Source organism: Blautia parvula (assembly GCF_020215665.1).
GTDB lineage: Bacteria > Bacillota > Clostridia > Lachnospirales > Lachnospiraceae > Blautia > Blautia celeris.
Map to the genome: position 1 here is coordinate 3,516,022 of NZ_CP084061.1, position 16,848 is coordinate 3,532,869.

General features: G+C 44.8%; 17 protein-coding genes. 7 read left to right on the top strand and 10 right to left on the bottom strand.

What is annotated here, in order from left to right; all coding sequences use genetic code 11:
* Positions 1-32 precede the first annotated feature (32 nt).
* The 6 genes from LC508_RS16175 to LC508_RS16200 all read right to left on the bottom strand — a co-directional run bounded on the left by LC508_RS16175 (position 33) and on the right by LC508_RS16200 (position 5,611).
* The gene (locus LC508_RS16175) at positions 33-803 is read right to left on the bottom strand and encodes an SDR family NAD(P)-dependent oxidoreductase (protein ID WP_103731016.1); all 771 of its coding nucleotides are present in this window, start codon (positions 801-803) and stop codon (positions 33-35) included.
* Positions 804-812: 9 nt separating this feature from the next.
* Complete coding sequence (locus LC508_RS16180) at positions 813-1,583, bottom strand: SDR family NAD(P)-dependent oxidoreductase (protein WP_054351497.1); 771 nt, start codon at positions 1,581-1,583, stop codon at positions 813-815.
* Between the two features lie 15 nt (positions 1,584-1,598).
* The gene (locus LC508_RS16185; RefSeq protein ID WP_103731018.1) at positions 1,599-2,384 is read right to left on the bottom strand and encodes an ABC transporter permease; all 786 of its coding nucleotides are present in this window, start codon (positions 2,382-2,384) and stop codon (positions 1,599-1,601) included.
* 20 nt (positions 2,385-2,404) lie between these two features.
* The gene (locus tag LC508_RS16190; RefSeq protein ID WP_054351496.1) at positions 2,405-3,253 is read right to left on the bottom strand and encodes an ABC transporter permease; all 849 of its coding nucleotides are present in this window, start codon (positions 3,251-3,253) and stop codon (positions 2,405-2,407) included.
* A 71-nt stretch (positions 3,254-3,324) separates the two neighbouring features.
* A complete protein-coding gene (locus tag LC508_RS16195) occupies positions 3,325-4,473 on the bottom strand; it encodes an ABC transporter substrate-binding protein (RefSeq protein WP_033139843.1) in 1,149 nt (382 codons plus the stop codon).
* 67 nt (positions 4,474-4,540) lie between these two features.
* A complete protein-coding gene (locus LC508_RS16200) occupies positions 4,541-5,611 on the bottom strand; it encodes an ABC transporter ATP-binding protein (RefSeq protein ID WP_103731020.1) in 1,071 nt (356 codons plus the stop codon).
* 374 nt (positions 5,612-5,985) lie between these two features.
* Between LC508_RS16200 and LC508_RS16205 the strand changes: the two genes are divergently transcribed.
* The 6 genes from LC508_RS16205 to LC508_RS16230 all read left to right on the top strand — a co-directional run bounded on the left by LC508_RS16205 (position 5,986) and on the right by LC508_RS16230 (position 11,906).
* Positions 5,986-6,987, top strand: coding sequence for a dihydroxyacetone kinase subunit DhaK (locus LC508_RS16205; protein WP_054351494.1), 1,002 nt, complete (start codon positions 5,986-5,988; stop codon positions 6,985-6,987).
* Between the two features lie 12 nt (positions 6,988-6,999).
* Positions 7,000-7,635 (top strand): DAK2 domain-containing protein, encoded by a 636-nt coding sequence (locus tag LC508_RS16210; protein ID WP_103732773.1) that lies wholly within the window; start codon positions 7,000-7,002, stop codon positions 7,633-7,635.
* A gap of 139 nt (positions 7,636-7,774) precedes the next feature.
* Positions 7,775-9,058 (top strand): MATE family efflux transporter, encoded by a 1,284-nt coding sequence (locus LC508_RS16215; protein ID WP_225305397.1) that lies wholly within the window; start codon positions 7,775-7,777, stop codon positions 9,056-9,058.
* A gap of 39 nt (positions 9,059-9,097) precedes the next feature.
* Positions 9,098-10,096 (top strand): GntR family transcriptional regulator, encoded by a 999-nt coding sequence (locus tag LC508_RS16220; protein ID WP_054351489.1) that lies wholly within the window; start codon positions 9,098-9,100, stop codon positions 10,094-10,096.
* A 14-nt stretch (positions 10,097-10,110) separates the two neighbouring features.
* Positions 10,111-11,106 carry a GntR family transcriptional regulator gene (locus LC508_RS16225; protein ID WP_033139847.1) on the top strand — a complete coding sequence of 332 codons (996 nt, stop codon included), beginning with the start codon at positions 10,111-10,113 and terminating at the stop codon, positions 11,104-11,106.
* 161 nt (positions 11,107-11,267) lie between these two features.
* The gene (locus LC508_RS16230; protein ID WP_103732772.1) at positions 11,268-11,906 is read left to right on the top strand and encodes a DUF305 domain-containing protein; all 639 of its coding nucleotides are present in this window, start codon (positions 11,268-11,270) and stop codon (positions 11,904-11,906) included.
* Positions 11,907-12,251: 345 nt separating this feature from the next.
* Here the strand turns inward: LC508_RS16230 and LC508_RS28610 are convergent, their stop codons facing one another.
* Both LC508_RS28610 and LC508_RS16240 read right to left on the bottom strand, forming a co-directional pair.
* On the bottom strand, positions 12,252-12,347 hold the full coding sequence (locus LC508_RS28610) for a putative holin-like toxin (RefSeq protein WP_225305198.1): 96 nt from the start codon (positions 12,345-12,347) through the stop codon (positions 12,252-12,254).
* A gap of 119 nt (positions 12,348-12,466) precedes the next feature.
* Positions 12,467-13,288: a helix-turn-helix domain-containing protein gene (locus LC508_RS16240; protein ID WP_033139849.1), complete on the bottom strand. Its 822-nt coding sequence runs from the start codon at positions 13,286-13,288 to the stop codon at positions 12,467-12,469.
* 115 nt (positions 13,289-13,403) lie between these two features.
* Here LC508_RS16240 and LC508_RS16245 point away from each other — a divergent pair, with 115 nt between their 5' ends.
* Positions 13,404-14,678, top strand: coding sequence for a uroporphyrinogen decarboxylase/cobalamine-independent methonine synthase family protein (locus tag LC508_RS16245; protein WP_103733046.1), 1,275 nt, complete (start codon positions 13,404-13,406; stop codon positions 14,676-14,678).
* 45 nt (positions 14,679-14,723) lie between these two features.
* Here LC508_RS16245 and LC508_RS16250 read toward each other — a convergent pair whose 3' ends face one another.
* Complete coding sequence (locus tag LC508_RS16250; protein ID WP_158587273.1) at positions 14,724-14,876, bottom strand: hypothetical protein; 153 nt, start codon at positions 14,874-14,876, stop codon at positions 14,724-14,726.
* A gap of 99 nt (positions 14,877-14,975) precedes the next feature.
* Positions 14,976-15,971: an Rpn family recombination-promoting nuclease/putative transposase gene (locus LC508_RS16255; protein WP_118593906.1), complete on the bottom strand. Its 996-nt coding sequence runs from the start codon at positions 15,969-15,971 to the stop codon at positions 14,976-14,978.
* Positions 15,972-16,848: the final 877 nt, after the last annotated feature.

Here is a 16,848-nt window from a genome sequence, read left to right on the forward strand (position 1 = left end):
TTTGTATATGTAAATCCTTTGCAGACCTACATTCAGATTAAATTTTTTCCGGCGTCCACAGGTATAACCGCGCCGTTTATATAATTACTGCAGGCTGACAGAAATAGTATCAGTTCCGCCACCTCTTCCTTACTTCCCCTGTGCAGCGGTATGCCTCCTATTGTTATGACACGTTTCTCTTCATCAACGATTTCTCCTCTGGATGAAAGAATATCATTACCCTCAGCAGAATCCAAAAAGGATGCCGGGCACACTGCATTGCACTGAATGCGTGGAGAATATGTAACTGCTAACATCTGCATAAGTTTTGCAAGTCCGATCTTTGCTATGGAATGGGGAATAAAATCCGGCCAGTTCTCATAATATGAGTTCCCTATGATAGCCAGCATCCTGCCCCCGCCGTTTTTCAGCATTAAGGGCGCTGCTGCCTGGCTGAGAAAAAAGGCCCCTTTCAAAATGATTTCCATAGAACTGTCCCACACAGCTTCTGTCACCTGATCTATTGGCTGTTCATTAAAATTACTGGCATTGTGCAGAAGGATATCCAAACGTCCATAATATTCTTCCACCCTTTTGACTGCCCTTCTAAGCTGCGGTATATTTCTGTTGTCCGCATCCACAGCCAGGCACCTGCGTCCCAGCTTTTCAATTTCTTTCTCTGTCTCTTCCGCTTCTTTCGGCATATGGCAGTGCGTTATCACGATATCTGCACCTGCCTCTGCATAACTGCGCGCAAAATATCTACCCGCCTTCTCTGCCCCGCCGGTGACCAGCGCTACTTTTCCTTCTAATTGAAAATCCATCTGCACCTCCTATGGCATGGGCATGATTTCTCCTCCTGCCGCGAATATAGTCTGTCCTGTCAGATATCCATTTTCGGGAATAAGGAATACCATAATGGCATATGCAATATCCTCCGGGGATGCAAATCTTCCGAGAGGATTGGCTTCCATCTGCTTTTTTTCAATTCCGTCCCAATCCCCGCCCCGGTTCTGACCGGACGCGGCAATCTTTCCCGGAGCCACTGTATTCACAGTTATATTATATTTTCCTTCTTCCAAAGCCACCGTTTTACTAAATGCATTCATTCCCGCTTTTACTGCCGAGAATGGTGCGCACCCTTCAAAGAAGCGGCATGACAGACCGCCCGATAAGTATACAATCCTTCCATACTGCTGTTTTCTCATATACGGGATCACTGCCTTACAGACATGAAAATGTGCCTGCATTGCTTCCACATGGGGTTCCCAGTTCTTCCAGCTCATGTCTGCTGCCCTGCATGGTTCAAATTCTTTATCTCTGTGGATAAGATTCACGACCCCATCCACACGTCCCAGAAAACCGCATGCCTCCCCCACACATCTGTGCATATCCGCTTCGGCTGCCGCATTCCCCTGGATCACAACAGCTCTGCCTCCCAGCGCCCTTACACACTCCGCTGCATTCTCTGCCTTTTCTCTTCCGCGGTTACAGTGGACCGCAATATCTGCCCCCTGCTCCGCCAATATCCGGCAGACCGTTATACCCACTCTTCCTGTGGCACCAAACACTATGATTTTTCTGCCGTCCAGAGCACTTTTCATCTCCATCCCTCCAGTTTACTGATACATATTGCTCAAACCAAAGATTCGCTCAATAACATAGATAACAACAAACGATATCAGTATAAAAACTGCTGAAAACGCGGATACCATGGGTGAAAACTGTTCCGTTATATGTGTATACAGCCTGAGCGGATATGTTACAGTCGAAGCATTTCTTAAAAACATGATAATGACAGCTTCATCAAAGGAAACAACAAAAGCGAATATGATTCCCGATATGATTCCTCTTTTTATACATGGAAGTGTAACCTTATACAGCGTCTTCATGGGCCTCGCCCCCAGCACCAGGGATGCCTCCTCAAAACTGACATCCAGCCCGTAAAGTGCCGCTGTCACACTTCTGATCACATACGGAATCTGTATAGCACAGTAGGATAAGACAAGTTTCCAATACGGCACCACGAACTTCCAGGAGGAAAATGCCAGCAGAAAGGCCACTGCGTATACTACAGTCGGCACCACCATAGGGGCCATAAAAACCAGTTCAAATATCTCCTTTAACCTTCCCTTTGTCTTCCAAAAATAAAGGCTGACCATTGTTCCCAGAACAGCAGAGATCAATGTGCTGACTACAGCTATCTTTAAGCTGATGAATACGGATTCAAAAAAATCCACATTATGCAGTGCTTCTGAATACCATTTTAGTGTAAACCCATGGGTGGGAAATACTGCCCGGTTTCCCTCTCCAAAGGATGTAATGATCACTACGATCAGGGGCAGGAGGAGAAACAGATAAACAACGGAGTTGAAGATCGTCCCTGCCACTTTATATTTACGCATAATTCCACCTCTCCCTCCGGCTATTCCTGTATCCTCATCTTATTTGAGAGGAAACTGGATAATGTAACAATAAACATTGAGACAAACAATAATACCACTGACAGTGCCGCTGCAAAATTCCAGTCAAAGATAAACATAGTCTGTTGATAAATCATATTTGTCATGACCATTACCTTTCCGCCGCCAAGCATCACCGGCACCATAAAAGCTGCTGTATTCAGTGCAAACACTAAGAGTGCGCCGGATACAATACCCGGGGATGTAAGAGGGAGTGTCACCTTGAAAAAGGTCTTTACAAAGCCTGCACCAAATACATAAGATGCCTCCTCCACATACGGGTCCACATTTTCAATCGGGCTTATCATGATCATAGCAAAGTATGGAAGTCCACAATGGATCAATCCCATGATCACACCAACATTACTTCCCAGAAAGTTCTGTGGTTCGGAAATAATATGCAGTGCCTGCAGGATGATGCTGAACACACCGCTCTTCGGCAGAATCGCCATCCATCCAAACATACGAATGGTTATGGATACCCAAAGAGGAAGCACCAGAAATGTTGTTGCAATACTCCTCTTCCAGCCTTTCATATGGGCAACCTTATAGGCAACCGGATATCCCATAATAATACAAAACACGACTGACCACAGGCTCAGTATAAGTGTCCTTGACAAAACCCCTATATAATACCCATCCTTAAAAAAGGCCATAAAATACTCTGCTGTATACTCTCCTGTCTCTTTGTCACAGATACTCAGCCACAGCATCCTGCCAAGCGGTATCAGATAAATCACCATCAAAAAGGCCAGGGGAAGAATAATGTACCACTTATTTACATAGGTCCACTTTTTTTCTTTTTGTTTCATACACACCCTCCTGTTCTGGTTTCCACCCGCCCGTCTGATATACAGACGGGAATCGGGCGGAGGGCTGAGTCTTAATTCTTAAACACCTTATTCCAGCGGTCAACAAACTCTGCTCTGTCTTCTTCTGTTATCATCTCCTGGTCAAAGAATATCAGTTTCTGTATCGCCTCTTCACCATATGGCATGAATGGCTGCAGTTCCTCGGGAACTTCGCATTTCCTGTTGGATGGTGCATAGAAGTTATTTGTGGCATAAGCGTATTCTGCTTCCACTCCAATCAATTCATTGACCAGTTCATTGGCCAGTTCAGGCACCTTTGTGTTTTTGGCTACCGCCACATATGTTGGCATTCCCGGAAGACCTTCTTCCAGATCTGCATAAGAGATCTCGTCATGTCCGTCATTGGACAGCATAGCTGTTCGTCCGTTGGTATGAATAGCGATCACTGCGTCTCCATTGATAAGAGCCGTATCCGTGTCACTATGCTGGGTGGATACCATATATACATTGGGTGCCAGCTCTTCCAGCTTTTCAAAAACACCGTCCCAGCACGATTTGTCTGTAAGGCTGGTATCAAAAAATGCATGTGCTGCCATTTCCGCCAGTTCGTAGCCGCCGCCAAAAGTCACGTCGCTGACAATTACTTTACCGGCATACTCCGGATTCCAGAGATCCTTCCAGCTTGTGGGCGCATCGATCAGGTCATTGCGGTAAGCAAAACCCCTTGTTCCCCAGTTTGTGATAACGCCATATTCATTTTCCTTTGCCTCATCATATAAATCCGGTGCATTAGACATGGCATCATAATCCAGCTCTTTCGTCACACCCAGTAATTTTCCGTTCATCATCTCATAATAGTTCACATGCAGGACATCCACAGAAGGGTCATCGCCTTCCGCTTTCAGTTGGGCAAGGGGCGCTGAGCCAAGCACGATTTCCATGGTGGCTCCGGTCCTCTCCTCAAACGCAGGTTTCACAATATTCCTCAATGTCTCTTCATATGTGCCGCCCCAGGATGTGACTCTTACCGTCTGACCTGCAAAAGGTTTTTCGGATGTGGTGTCATCTGCATTGCCGTCTGTTTTTTCACTGCTTTCTGTCGGTTCCTTCGTCTCTGTCTCTGCCGGTTTCTGTTCATCTTTCCCGGAATTGCCGCCGCACCCTATACATCCCAGGGCCACAGCCGCACTAAGAGCCAGCATTGCCATTTCTCTTTTCATTTGTGTACCTCCTTTGTGGAATTTTATATTTAAAAACTGTATCCTTACAGCTTTTAACCGCATCTCATCAACCCACAAGTACCATTTTCTCCTTATTAAACTGAACCTTGACAGCATCCCGGACTTCAGCAAATGCATAATCCGGATGAATTTCGCATTCAAGCGCAATACCACTTGCCAATCTGACTTTATACCTGACTACAGACCCGAGGAAATTTCGTTCTTCCACTACGGCATCAAACAGATTCTCTTCTGTGGATTCAACGGGAAAGAGATTGATATTTTCAGGACGGACCAGAATAAACCTTTTATCCCCCACATGAATCTTCGCAGGTGATATACAGTGCACCAATATACCGTTATGGAGCATAACCTCCACATGCCCCTCTGAAATCTTTTCTACTACCCCTTCAAGAAGATTAGCATGACCGATAAAGTCTGCTACAAACTTTGTTTTCGGCATACTGTAAAGCTCTGTCGGAGATGCAAGCTGCTCAATCCTGCCTTTATTCATAACCGCGATCCAATCTGAGATGGTCAGAGCCTCCTCCTGATCATGAGTCACATAAATGGCAGTGATATTTAACTGTTTTAAAAGATTACGAATCTCAATTCGTGTCTGGACTCTCAGTTTTGCATCCAAGTTGGAAAGAGGCTCATCGAACAGCATGATTTTAGGTTCTACCACCATAGCCCTTGCCAGTGACACTCTCTGCTGCTGCCCTCCTGATAACTGTCTCGGAAAGCGGTCCTCCACTCCTTCCAGCTGCACAATGGAAAGAACCTCTTCTGCCTTCTTTCTGAGAATTTTCTTGTCCTTGATTCCCCTGTTTTTCAAGCCATATACCACATTGCCGTAGACTCTCATGTGGGGAAACAAGGCGTAGTTTTGGAAAACCATGGCTATATCCCGCTTATATGGCGGTTTTTCTGTAATTTTCTCCCCGGCTAAAAATACATCGCCTTCTGTGGGTGTAAGCAGACCGGCAATCATACGCAGGGTTGTTGTCTTTCCGCACCCACTTGGTCCCAGCAGGGAAAGAATATCTCCTTTTTGTATCTGGATATTGATTTTGTCTACTGCCCGGAAGCCTTTATACTCTTTTACCAGCTCTTTGAGTTCCAGTTGACTGCTCATTTTATCCCTCCTTTATTGGATTATATATGTATATATTTATGTATAGTCCAAATTGTAAGTAATTTCTGTTGTTATCTTTTTTCGTCCGTTCACAATTACCTTTGATGGTTTTGATTATAGTCACGCCATATGAATTTGTCAATCATTTTTTCATATTTTTTGCAATTTGTCTACTTATTATCCAACTATTACCTATTTAATGCTGTTTTTTTAGTTTATTTATACGCTCTTTTTCAGTCATATTGATATATACAATTTCATTTTATTTTATATTCCTATTGTTTTATCAAATCTATTATGCTATAATACCCCCAAAAGATATACATATATACATTTGATTAAATTTGTATACTTCTATGAAAGGAGACGGTCTTATGAAAAAAATCATTAACGATCCATTTAACTTCGTCGACGAGTCAATGGAGGGAATCCTTGCAGCCCACAGCAATCTTTTGAAGGCAGCAGAAGGAAATGTAAGGGCGATTGTCCGGGCTGACGCACCTGCAGCCCATAAAGTAGCTGTTGCCACAGGGGGCGGATCAGGCCACCTGCCTGTATTTCTGGGTTATGTAGGAAGAGGCATGGCAGATGGATGCGCCGTGGGCAATGTCTTTTCTTCTCCCACCTCATCACAGATGAAACAGGTAACAAAAGCAGTGGACAGCGGCAGAGGGGTTCTCTACATCTACGGACGATATCAGGGCGACATGATGAACTTCGATATGGCTGCAGAGGACTGTGCGGAGGACGGCATTGAGGTCCAAACGGTTCTGGTCACTGATGATGTAGCCTCTGCCCCCCGGGAAGAATGGCAAAAGAGGCGAGGCGTGGCCGGTTTGTTTTTTGCTTACAAAATAGCCGGTGCGAAAGCGGAAACCGGATCCGATCTGTCATCTGTCAGGACTGCTGCGGAAAAAGCCGTCTCCAATATGAGAAGTATGGGAGTTGCACTTGGTTCCTGTACACTTCCCACAGTAGGCAGACCTACCTTTTCCGTCTCAGATGATGAAATGGAAATTGGTATGGGTATCCACGGAGAGGCAGGCGTACAACGCTGTAAACTTGAAAACGCTGATCAGATTGCAGCGACTCTGGTTGATTATGTGGCAGAGGATCTGCCTTTTTGCAAAGGAGACGAAGTGGCTGTATTGGTAAACAGTTTAGGCGGCACCCCTCTGGAGGAGCTTTATATACTGTATCGGGAAATCAACCGGTTACTCACTGAAAGAGGCATTCAGATATACCGCCCTTATGTCGGACGATATGCTTGCTCAATGGAAATGCCCGGTGCGTCCCTGACCCTTATGAAACTTGATGACGAGCTGAAGGAACTGTTGGATGCCCCTGCCGAGACACCTTTTTTTGTACAGAATTGAAAGGAGATACCCATGAAAAACCAATTATCCACAGAAGATATCCGTCAGATGATGCTTCAACTCAGCGATCATATGATATCCGCGGAAACCATGCTCACAAATTTGGATTCTGCCATCGGAGACGGCGACCTGGGCATGACCATGGTAATAGGCTTCACGGAAATCAAACAGAGAATACTTGGAGAGAGCTTCGGGTCTATTTCAGAGCTCCTGCTCTCCTGCGCAGATGCCTTTTCCCAAAAAGCAGCATCTACATTTGCCACCCTTTTGATCTCCATGATGAAGGCAGCTGGAAAAGAGGCAGAGGCCCTGACCTTTGTCGACACTCCAAAAGCCGCACAGTTGTTTGATGCGGCAGTTGCCAGTGTACAAAAAAGAGGAAAAGCGCAGCTTGGCGACAAGACCCTTCTGGATGCACTGATACCGGCCGCTGATTCCCTGCGCTGCTCATCCGAATCAGGGCTGCTCCTTCCGGAAGCTGCCCTGCGTGCTCAGGAGGCTGCCTCTGCCGGGGCAGAAAAAACAATAAACATGAAAGCCAGAACCGGGCGCTCCGGGTATCTAGGGGACAGAACAATCGGGCAGAAAGACCCCGGTGCCGCTGCAATCGTTTTAATTCTTCAATCCTTTACGTCATACATCGTATAAGCAGAAGAAAATACAGAAAGGTTCCGTTTATGCGGAACCTTTCCCGAAGACGGAGGTAATGAATATGAGACAGGTTTCTGCAGAGAGTATGGGAACCCGGCCTTTACTGCCGCTTATTCTGACACTGTCATCTCCCATTATGCTCTCTTTACTCGTGCAGTCCTTATATAACATCATTGACAGTGTATATATATCTCACTATGACAGCAACGGCCTGACAGCCTTATCTCTGGCGTTTCCTGTGCAGACCCTGATTACCGCTGTGGCATCAGGAACCGGTGCCGGCACTAATATAATAATTGCAAAAGCATTAGGTGCAAATGATAAAAAAAATGCATCCTCCACTGCATTTAACGGGTTTGTTTTGTCATTGATTAATTGGAGCTTTTTTGTTATAATAGGCATACTGATTTTAGAACCATATTTTTCCATTTTTACAGCCAACACAGAAGTGGCTTCTTTGGGGCTTAAATATTTAAACATTATACTTCTCTTCTCAATTGCTCCATTCACTGAAAATGTCGCTGTCAGAATTCTGCAGGCAACAGGCAATACTATCCTGCCTATGATATTTCAATCGACTGCTGCCCTGCTGAATCTGATATTAGACCCTGTTTTTATATGGGGATTCGGAGTCATCCCTGCAATGGGTATTTCTGGGGCTGCAATTGCAACTGTATTATCGCAGTTTCTCTCGGCAACTCTGGCAGTGATTACAGTTTTTTTTAAACAGACTGTTCTGACTGTATCATTCCGTATTCCCAGTTTTGATTTGATAAAGGAAATCTTTGTCACGGGGCTTCCTTCTGTATTGGGAATGGCTCTTGTCTCGGCTTATATCTCAGGGCTCAATGCTGTCCTTGCACGTTTTTCCGAGGATGCGGTATCCTCCCTTGGTATATACTATAAGCTGCAGACCTTTCTGCTCATTCCCACTTATGGCTTAAATCAGGGAGTAACTCCCATTATGGGATTTAATTATGGTGCGAAAAAATACAAACGCATGTGGTATACTTTATGGTACAGCCTTGCCATATCAACAGTCACACTTGTTGCAGGTACTCTGTGTTTTTGTCTGTTCACACGGGAAATACTGCTTCTCTTTCACGCTTCGGACAGCCTGATGTACACCGGGATACCTGCATTGAGAATCATAAGTACAAGTTTTCCGTTTTTCGGACTGACAATTTTAATGCCTACCCTGTTCCAAAGCACTGGCTATATTCGACAGAATATAATCATAACCCTGTTAAGAGAAGTTTTTCTGCTTGTGCCGATCGCCTGGGCATTCTCGCATTTTGGGCTGATATACACATGGCTGACATTTCCCATATCAGAAAGTATTGCAGCTTTTCTAACCTGCTATTATACTTATGTGTTGTTCCGGGGACCACTGGCTTACCGGCGTCTGTCCCCCGAATAATTATGCTGTATTTCATTACAATGAAGTGGAGGATTTTTCTTGAAATCAACAGATATCGTCATCGATAAATCATCTGACCAGCCTATCTATCAACAGATAGCAGACAGGATCACCCAGTCGGTGCAAAAAGGATTTTTAAATCCAGGGGACAGACTTCCCACCAGCCAGGATTTCTTCGATAATTACGGCATTGCGCGCGGAACCGTAAAACACGCCTACAATATTCTTGAAAAGAACGGAATCGTAACGGTAATTCAGGGCAAAGGCTCTTTTATAAAGGACAAAAACAGCTCTGTTCAAACCATTGACGCAGTAGACCAGTATCTGGATGAACTGCTGACACTGGGCTTTTCCCTGGATGATATTGAAGGGCTTATCAGCCAAAGATTAAAAGCACTTCAGGACGAACAAAATGTCTTTAAAATCGCAGTAATGGAAAGCTGTCCGGAACTGCTTGACTGCCTGATCACAGATTTAGAACAGTTTCCCAATACAAAGGTTTATCCTTTCCTGGTAAATGATATGGGTGGTAAGCATGCCTTTACACTCCGGGAATATGATTTGATCGTGATAATGGAAAAAAACATACCTCTGTTTCTGGGAACTGAGATTGAACATGAAATAAAAAATAAGATTCTGCCCATCTCCACGATCCTGTCTTCGGACACACTTAAACTTCTGGCAAAAATAATCCCCGGAGAGTCAGTAGGAATCTTATGCCAGACAAAACGTTTCGCAGGGATTTTAAAATGGGAGCTCTCCTCACTGAATGCAATGCTGTCCCCAAAAGAAGTGCTGCTGTACAGTACCTGCTCCGCAGACGCTCTGCTTTCCTTTTTAAAAACCAAACGTCATTTGCTCATATCTTCAAGCTATGAACAAAACTGTTCTTCGGAGCAGAAAAAAATACTCCAGGCATATGAAGAGAACGGCGGCAGACTTTTACCGGTTCAATATACAATAGACAACGGTTCCGCGCTCTATATTGAGGAGTTTATAAGAAACTATCATTTCTCACATTATAATACTTCACGTTGAACAGGGGTATCATTATGAATATCAGTATAGATAAAAACAGTTCTGTACCAACCTATTTACAGATAACAGAACAGATCAAAGAAAAAATAAGCAGCCGGGAACTAACCCCGGGAGACAGACTGCCCACAGAACGGGAACTGTCCGAGGCGATCCATATTTCAAGAGGTACCATTAAAAGAGCTTATGATGAGTTGGGTGATGTAGGGATTCTGGAAAGAGTTCAGGGAAGCGGGACATTCGTTGCCCAACTGCAGGATTTATCCATTTTAGATAACAGTGACAAAGCAGCCCGGGTAATTGATAAGATGATCACTACCCTTTCCCACATGCATCTTTCCTATAATGAGATGGAGGACCTTATCAACTCAAAGCTTCAGTGGAAACGCCAGGAATCCCGTAATATACGGGTAGCTGTCGTGGATTGTAATATGGAGACACTGAGCCTTATCAGCAGCCAGCTCTATAACATCTCCGATGTGGATGTCACCGAACTGATACTCAGCGACATTGTAAAATCACCGCAGAAGCTTACTTACGGCTATGACCTGATACTCACAACAAAAAACCATTATCTGCAGGTAATCGATCTGGCACCTAGCCTCGCCAGCCATGTTATGAAAGTCGCCATTGTACCTTCACAAAAAGTCCAGTATGAGCTGGCCGGTATCCACGAAAATATGTCTGTCGGAATCTGGTGCATGAGCCAGGAATTTGCCAGTGCAGTCTACGATAATACCATGAGACTTGGCCAGGGAACACCGCGGATTGACTTTCAGCTTGACAATGCGCCATACTCTCTGTCCGATTTCCTTGAGGGTAAAGATGTGCTGATCCTTCCATATGATTATCTAAGCGGAAGCAGAACAGATGAACCGGAGGTCATCCAAAAATTTATGCAAAGCGGAAAACAGGTGATTTTCTTTGAGTATCACATCGATCAGGGTTCCCTGATCCATATTACACATGAACTGGAATTGTGCCGTGAAAACAAAAAACCTGTTTCACTGTAGTTCTGCAGTTCTCATCACCGAAAGGCGGCTCCTGCCGCCTTTCTCTCACTCTCTTTGACATCTCCTCATTATTTTCCCCATTTCCGGCAACACTATAAAATAAATCGTAACTTTTCAGCCATCTGAACAGTTCCGATCAATCAAACCATTGGAGGCCAGAAATGAAATTATGTAAACTTATCCCAGTATCCCTTGCCGCCTTTCTTCTGCTGACCGGATGCGGCTCCGGCAAATCCAACATCGAAGATTACCTGAAGGAGGAAAATGCCATCATGGGCAGGATGATGGAGGAAATGGACAGTGCCCGGAACACCGGCAGCGCTGAGCTTGACTTTCTGCACGGCATGATTCCCCACCACCAGTCAGCCGTGGAAATGTCCAAAAGTTATCTGGAATACGCCGGAAAAGGCGGAGAGTTCAAAGGCCTGGCAGAAAACATTATAAGTGCCCAGAATAAAGAGATTGATCAGATGAACACCATGATAGAACGCTTTGAGAAAGCGGAAAGCCCTGATTCCGACAAGGAGGAGGCCTATCTGGAAGAATACCGCGCCATGATGGATACACACCACAGTTCCCACACAGCAGCTAAGACCACTGACCTGGAGGCAGCATTTGCCCAGGGCATGTCCATGCATCACCAGATGGCAGTGGATATGGCAGAGATCATCCTTAAATACACGGATGACGAGGAGCTGACCCGGTTTGCCGACAATATTGTCACACAGCAGGAAAAAGAAATTGACGAAATGCAGTCCTATCTGGATAAAAATACAGACAGCGGCAGACATGAGCACTGATTTGCTCCTGTAAAATAAGATAATCACTTATCTGTTATTGATTTTTGATATCTCTGTGTTTGATTTTTTTGTATTATTATAAGTAATGTTACGGAATATAGAAATGGAGACAGTCTGTTTGGGAGTTAAAAAAACAATATGTAATAAGATTTCAAATAAATATGGATTATCGGGATCTTTAAATCCAAGAAAAACAATTGATTTTCCGTTGTTTTTTCTTATAACCTATGCTATATTATGTATAGAGAAAGGTTTAGCCATATCCATTTAGGTGGCAGCCTTATTGGATGATTGGAGTCCTTTGGACTTCCGCCTACCTTGTTTTTGGGAACAGGGTAGGCTTTTTTATTTCCGCTTGTTTCTACTCTCTATGTAGGCAAGCAGTGCTACGACAAACAAAGCAAAAGATATCATTAATGATATAGCTTCAAAAACTGTCATTTTCACACCACCTCCCTTCTTTTCAGTCAGGGAGGCTGCAACCCTGTATATGGCTAAACCGTATTAACAGTCTATCATGGGTACCGCAAACATTGCAATCTCTTTTTACACAGACAGCGCTACTGCCTCTCCTTATACTGCGTAGGCGTCATCCCCTTATTCTTCTTAAAAGCAATGCAAAAGCTGTTCACACTCTGGAACCCACAGGCATATGCTATCTCCTTTACGGGCCTGTCCGTTGTCTTAAGATAATATCCGGCCTGCTGCAGGCGCACTGACACAAGGTAGGCATGGGGAGTCAGACCAGTCTCCCGTTTGAACAGTCTGAGAAAATAGGAGGCATCCAGGGATACATGATCTGCCAGCTCTTGAAGCGTAATATTGGACCGGAATCTTTGCCGTATATAGGATACTGCCCGCTCACACGGGGTCATTGACTCTGTATACGGCAAAGTATAATCAGGCATTCCCAAAAGAAAGGACAGCATATCCGTAATATATTTTGCCATCCATATTTCCTTGTAGGTTATCTTACTTTCCAGAAGCTCCAGCATATACCTGAGCGGCCGCAGCACCTGCGCCGCCTGCCTTCCTGTAAGCGAAAAAACATTGCCGCTCTGTTTTACTATCATATCATAATAGCTTCCGGCGCATCTGCCGTCAAAATGGATCCACTCTATCTCCCATCCGCTGTCCGAGCCGTAGGCGTGGGGCTGATAACAGTCTATCAGACATGCCTGCCCCTTGCTTAAATGATACTTCCTGCCGTCAAATTCCAAATATCCTTTCCCCTCCCGCACGTAAAAAAACAGGTAGCTGTCGTATGCATTTCTGGCAATATGGTAATCCCTTTCATATGTAAAATCCCCCAGACACAGCGGATACAGCACTTCTCTGCAGGCCGCTGTGGTGGGAACACAGAAGTATATTTTCTCTATCATCTTTCTCCTCCTAAATGTCAATTTTTTTATATAGAAAGTCAACTGCCGCTGATGAAATTCTCCCTTGTTTTTTATAGAATAACTATAAGAATACACCAGGCAAAGGAGAATGTAAATGAAATATGAAATAAGCGCCGAGGACAGAAAGATCCTCCGGGAGACAGCAAAAAAGCAGATGGATTTCGCCTGTCAGGAGCGCAACAAAATCCTGAAAGAAAAATGGTACCTCCACAATGCCCTCCGGGGCGAAACACCCATGGTTGTTCTGGAGTCATGGGGATTTAATGATGAGGTCATCACTCCACGCTTAAAATGTACCGGAGAATTTGCCAGAAAAACCGAGTTTGAGCTGTACCAGAACTTTGTAAACCAGGAGCTCTTTGACGATGACCGGGTAACGCCTGACCGCTTTGAGATGGGATACCATACGGAATTCAAGCTGTATGACCTGGACATGCACAAAGAATTCGCAACCGGCAGAGAGGAGGAAGACACCTCTGGTGTCAGCATGCGTTTTCTGCCTGTGATCGAAGACCTGGAAGATGACTTCCATAAAATCAAGCCCAGCATATTTTCTGTAGATATTGAGGGCACCGAACAGGAATTTCAGCTTCTCACAGATACGTTTGGCGATATCCTGCCGGTAAAAATGAAAATGGACTGCCTCTACAGTGTCCCCACACAGTTGATCATCCATCTCATGGGAATGGAAAATATGATGCTGAATCTGGCACAGTATCCCGATCTCTTTAAAAAACTCATGGACCAGGCCGCTGATGACACGCTTGCATACTACGATATGCTGGAAGAAAACCATCTGATCCTGCCCACCACAGAGTACGAAAGCGTGGGACAGGGAACCTTCGCATTCAACCATGAACTGCCGGACACGCCCACTGTGGACGGAAGATACCTGACACGCCGCGATGTATGGGGCTACATGGACTCCCAGGAGACACTGAGTATCTCCCCTAAAATGTTTGAGGAGATCATCTTCCCGTGCTACGAAAAAATCGGTTCCCAGTTCGGCCTTCTGTCCTATGGCTGCTGTGAACCCGTGGACAGGGTCTGGGATAACTGCATCAGCAAATTCAAAAATCTCCGCAAAGTTTCCATCTCCCCATGGTGCAATGAAGAGTTCATGGGCGAACGCCTCCGGGGAAGCAGTATCATCTACCACAGAAAACCTGCAGCTACCTTCCTCGGTGTCAGCGGCAGGGATCTGGACGAGGAGGCTTTCCGCAAATATATCCGCAGAAGCCTTACCGCCGCCAGGGGCTGTAAGATGGAAATCACGCAGAGGGATATCTATACGATTGACAATAATGTACAGAAAGCCCGGAGATATATTCAGATCATCCGGGAAGAAATTGAAAATAACTGGAAATAGATATCTGCCCGGCCAGCGCAGCCGGGCAGATATCTTTTTGCTGTATCAGTTGATTTTATAAGTACCGCACCTGTCACCATTTCCTCTGTAAACAGAAACACTGCTGCAGTCTACATCTATTATCCATTCATCTCCTGGTTTCAGATTCGGAATATTGCTTCTGCCGCACATCTCTTTATCGGCATTCATCCATTCCACATAATATCCTCTTATCTCGTAACAGGGCAGATCCTTTCTGCATATGATGGCAGCCCTCCCTGCCTTCCATTCTATAGCAAATGAAGCGCACTCCTTTTGCTATGATTTGTGGGAAATTTCTTCCAAAATCTGAGCATTGCTGTAATCCGGATGTCTTTCCTGCAGTTCTGCAATTCTCATTACAAATCCCTCTTCCGCATCAAGCCAATGACAGATCGTTATTGCCGTAAGTCTTTTATTCAGCATTTTACGAATGATATTGACTTCTTCCTCCCTCTTTCCTTCTATCTTACCTTCTGTCTTTCCTTCCTCTTTTAACTCTTCTAATGCCCTGCACACTGTGATTCCCTCCTTCCCCTCATTTGCATCAATATCCTGCCCCAGCATTGTAAGTAACGCTCTGCTGGCCTCTGCAGACAATTCCTCCAGTTCCTTTCTATGGTTTTCTACATATCTTTGAAGATCTTTTTTATGGTTTCCGCACTTTAAAGTTTCCAATATCAATCTCCAATCACCCGGAAATTTACTCGGATCTATAATCCTGGGATCTATCAGATGTACTTTATATTGGGGGAAATACTCCTTTAACTCTGCCGCACCATCCGGCAGCCGGATCATCTCCTCCACTGTGAGCGGACCATCCCAAGGCCTGTCCCCATAATAGAAAACAATACTTACCACCGGCATGAGCTGTTCCCCTTTATGAAGTCCTGACAAAAACTCCGCCGGTGTTTTCAGATTTCCCGCTTTCCTGTTTTCTTTTTGTATTTTCTTCATCTGGTCTCCGTACTGAACGGAATCATATAAAAGCATGCGCACCGGCATCCCATAATGTATCTCACTCTGGTTTTCACAGATAAAGATCACATACATCGTGTGAAAATATGCCTGTTTAACCGTATCTCTTATCAAGGTTTTTTTATTGGATCTGCCATCGGCTTCCCAGGGAAGCTGATGAATCATTTCTCTCGGAAGCCGCTCTGCATACTCCGGCCTCAATACCTGTTTCCCTCCGAAAACCGCACCGTTCATAAAATCACAGAACACCTGGGGGTTATCAAAATACGGCGTAATATTATCATCCTTTACTCCCATTTTTCCTCCTTATATAATTTTCATTTCCCGGAAATCAACTGGCCGAATGGCCGGAATAGATAAATATACATGCTGCCTGTCGCGGCGATTTGCTGATTCCAGAATATCACAAAGAGGGTAACAGGGCAAATGAACTTTTTATAAATTCAATAAAAATACACGAAAACATTTTTTCGTTATTATCAGTATATAATGCAACCAGACATTTTGCAATACCATATTCACATATTAAACATTCCCCAAAGTTATACACCAAATGATCCTTAACAGCTCAAAATCACTGCTTTCTCGCATATATCACTGTAATATTGTCCATCAATAACCAGAATATGATATTCCTATTCAACAGGCAGGATAGTAAAATAATGGCAGAACAAATGGAACGGCGGATACCTTTCAGCCCCTCCGCCTTATCAAAAATAAAGAATCAAACATATGTCACAAAAATCACAAGTAAAAATCTGGGAAGCCCCCTGCGTTATCCCCGCCAATAAAGTCTATCCCCCCGAAAAAAGCCCTCTTTTCATTGAAAAACGAGCCTACCAGGGCAACACCGGAAAGGTCTACCCCCTTGCGGGGCTGACAGGCCCCTGGATCTCCGGTGGGATCGAGTTCAACCGGCCCCAGCACAGAAGACACTGGTGGAGTACAAAATATACCCAAAAGAACTGATGCCCCCCAGCCAGCCGAACCGCTGAAAGCGCCAAAGGACATGAACTCCCTGGAGGAACTGTATCTGGCCGCCTCTCATCTGGATTAATACCGCCATGCCACCTGTGACCCTGCGGATTACTATCAGGAGGGACTGCGGCGTGACGCTGCAGATATCCACCTGAACAACAGCTATAACCTGCTTCTCTACCGCAGGGCCACATTC

Coding starts and splice junctions, on each gene's coding strand:
- LC508_RS16175 (WP_103731016.1), bottom strand. CDS start 803: ATGGATTTTCAATTAGAAGGAAAAGTAGCGCTGGTCACCGGCGGGGCA.
- LC508_RS16180 (WP_054351497.1), bottom strand. CDS start 1,583: ATGAAAAGTGCTCTGGACGGCAGAAAAATCATAGTGTTTGGTGCCACA.
- LC508_RS16185 (WP_103731018.1), bottom strand. CDS start 2,384: ATGCGTAAATATAAAGTGGCAGGGACGATCTTCAACTCCGTTGTTTAT.
- LC508_RS16190 (WP_054351496.1), bottom strand. CDS start 3,253: ATGAAACAAAAAGAAAAAAAGTGGACCTATGTAAATAAGTGGTACATT.
- LC508_RS16195 (WP_033139843.1), bottom strand. CDS start 4,473: ATGAAAAGAGAAATGGCAATGCTGGCTCTTAGTGCGGCTGTGGCCCTG.
- LC508_RS16200 (WP_103731020.1), bottom strand. CDS start 5,611: ATGAGCAGTCAACTGGAACTCAAAGAGCTGGTAAAAGAGTATAAAGGC.
- LC508_RS16205 (WP_054351494.1), top strand. CDS start 5,986: ATGAAAAAAATCATTAACGATCCATTTAACTTCGTCGACGAGTCAATG.
- LC508_RS16210 (WP_103732773.1), top strand. CDS start 7,000: ATGAAAAACCAATTATCCACAGAAGATATCCGTCAGATGATGCTTCAA.
- LC508_RS16215 (WP_225305397.1), top strand. CDS start 7,775: ATGCTCTCTTTACTCGTGCAGTCCTTATATAACATCATTGACAGTGTA.
- LC508_RS16225 (WP_033139847.1), top strand. CDS start 10,111: ATGAATATCAGTATAGATAAAAACAGTTCTGTACCAACCTATTTACAG.
- LC508_RS16230 (WP_103732772.1), top strand. CDS start 11,268: ATGAAATTATGTAAACTTATCCCAGTATCCCTTGCCGCCTTTCTTCTG.
- LC508_RS28610 (WP_225305198.1), bottom strand. CDS start 12,347: ATGACAGTTTTTGAAGCTATATCATTAATGATATCTTTTGCTTTGTTT.
- LC508_RS16240 (WP_033139849.1), bottom strand. CDS start 13,288: ATGATAGAGAAAATATACTTCTGTGTTCCCACCACAGCGGCCTGCAGA.
- LC508_RS16245 (WP_103733046.1), top strand. CDS start 13,404: ATGAAATATGAAATAAGCGCCGAGGACAGAAAGATCCTCCGGGAGACA.
- LC508_RS16255 (WP_118593906.1), bottom strand. CDS start 15,971: ATGGGAGTAAAGGATGATAATATTACGCCGTATTTTGATAACCCCCAG.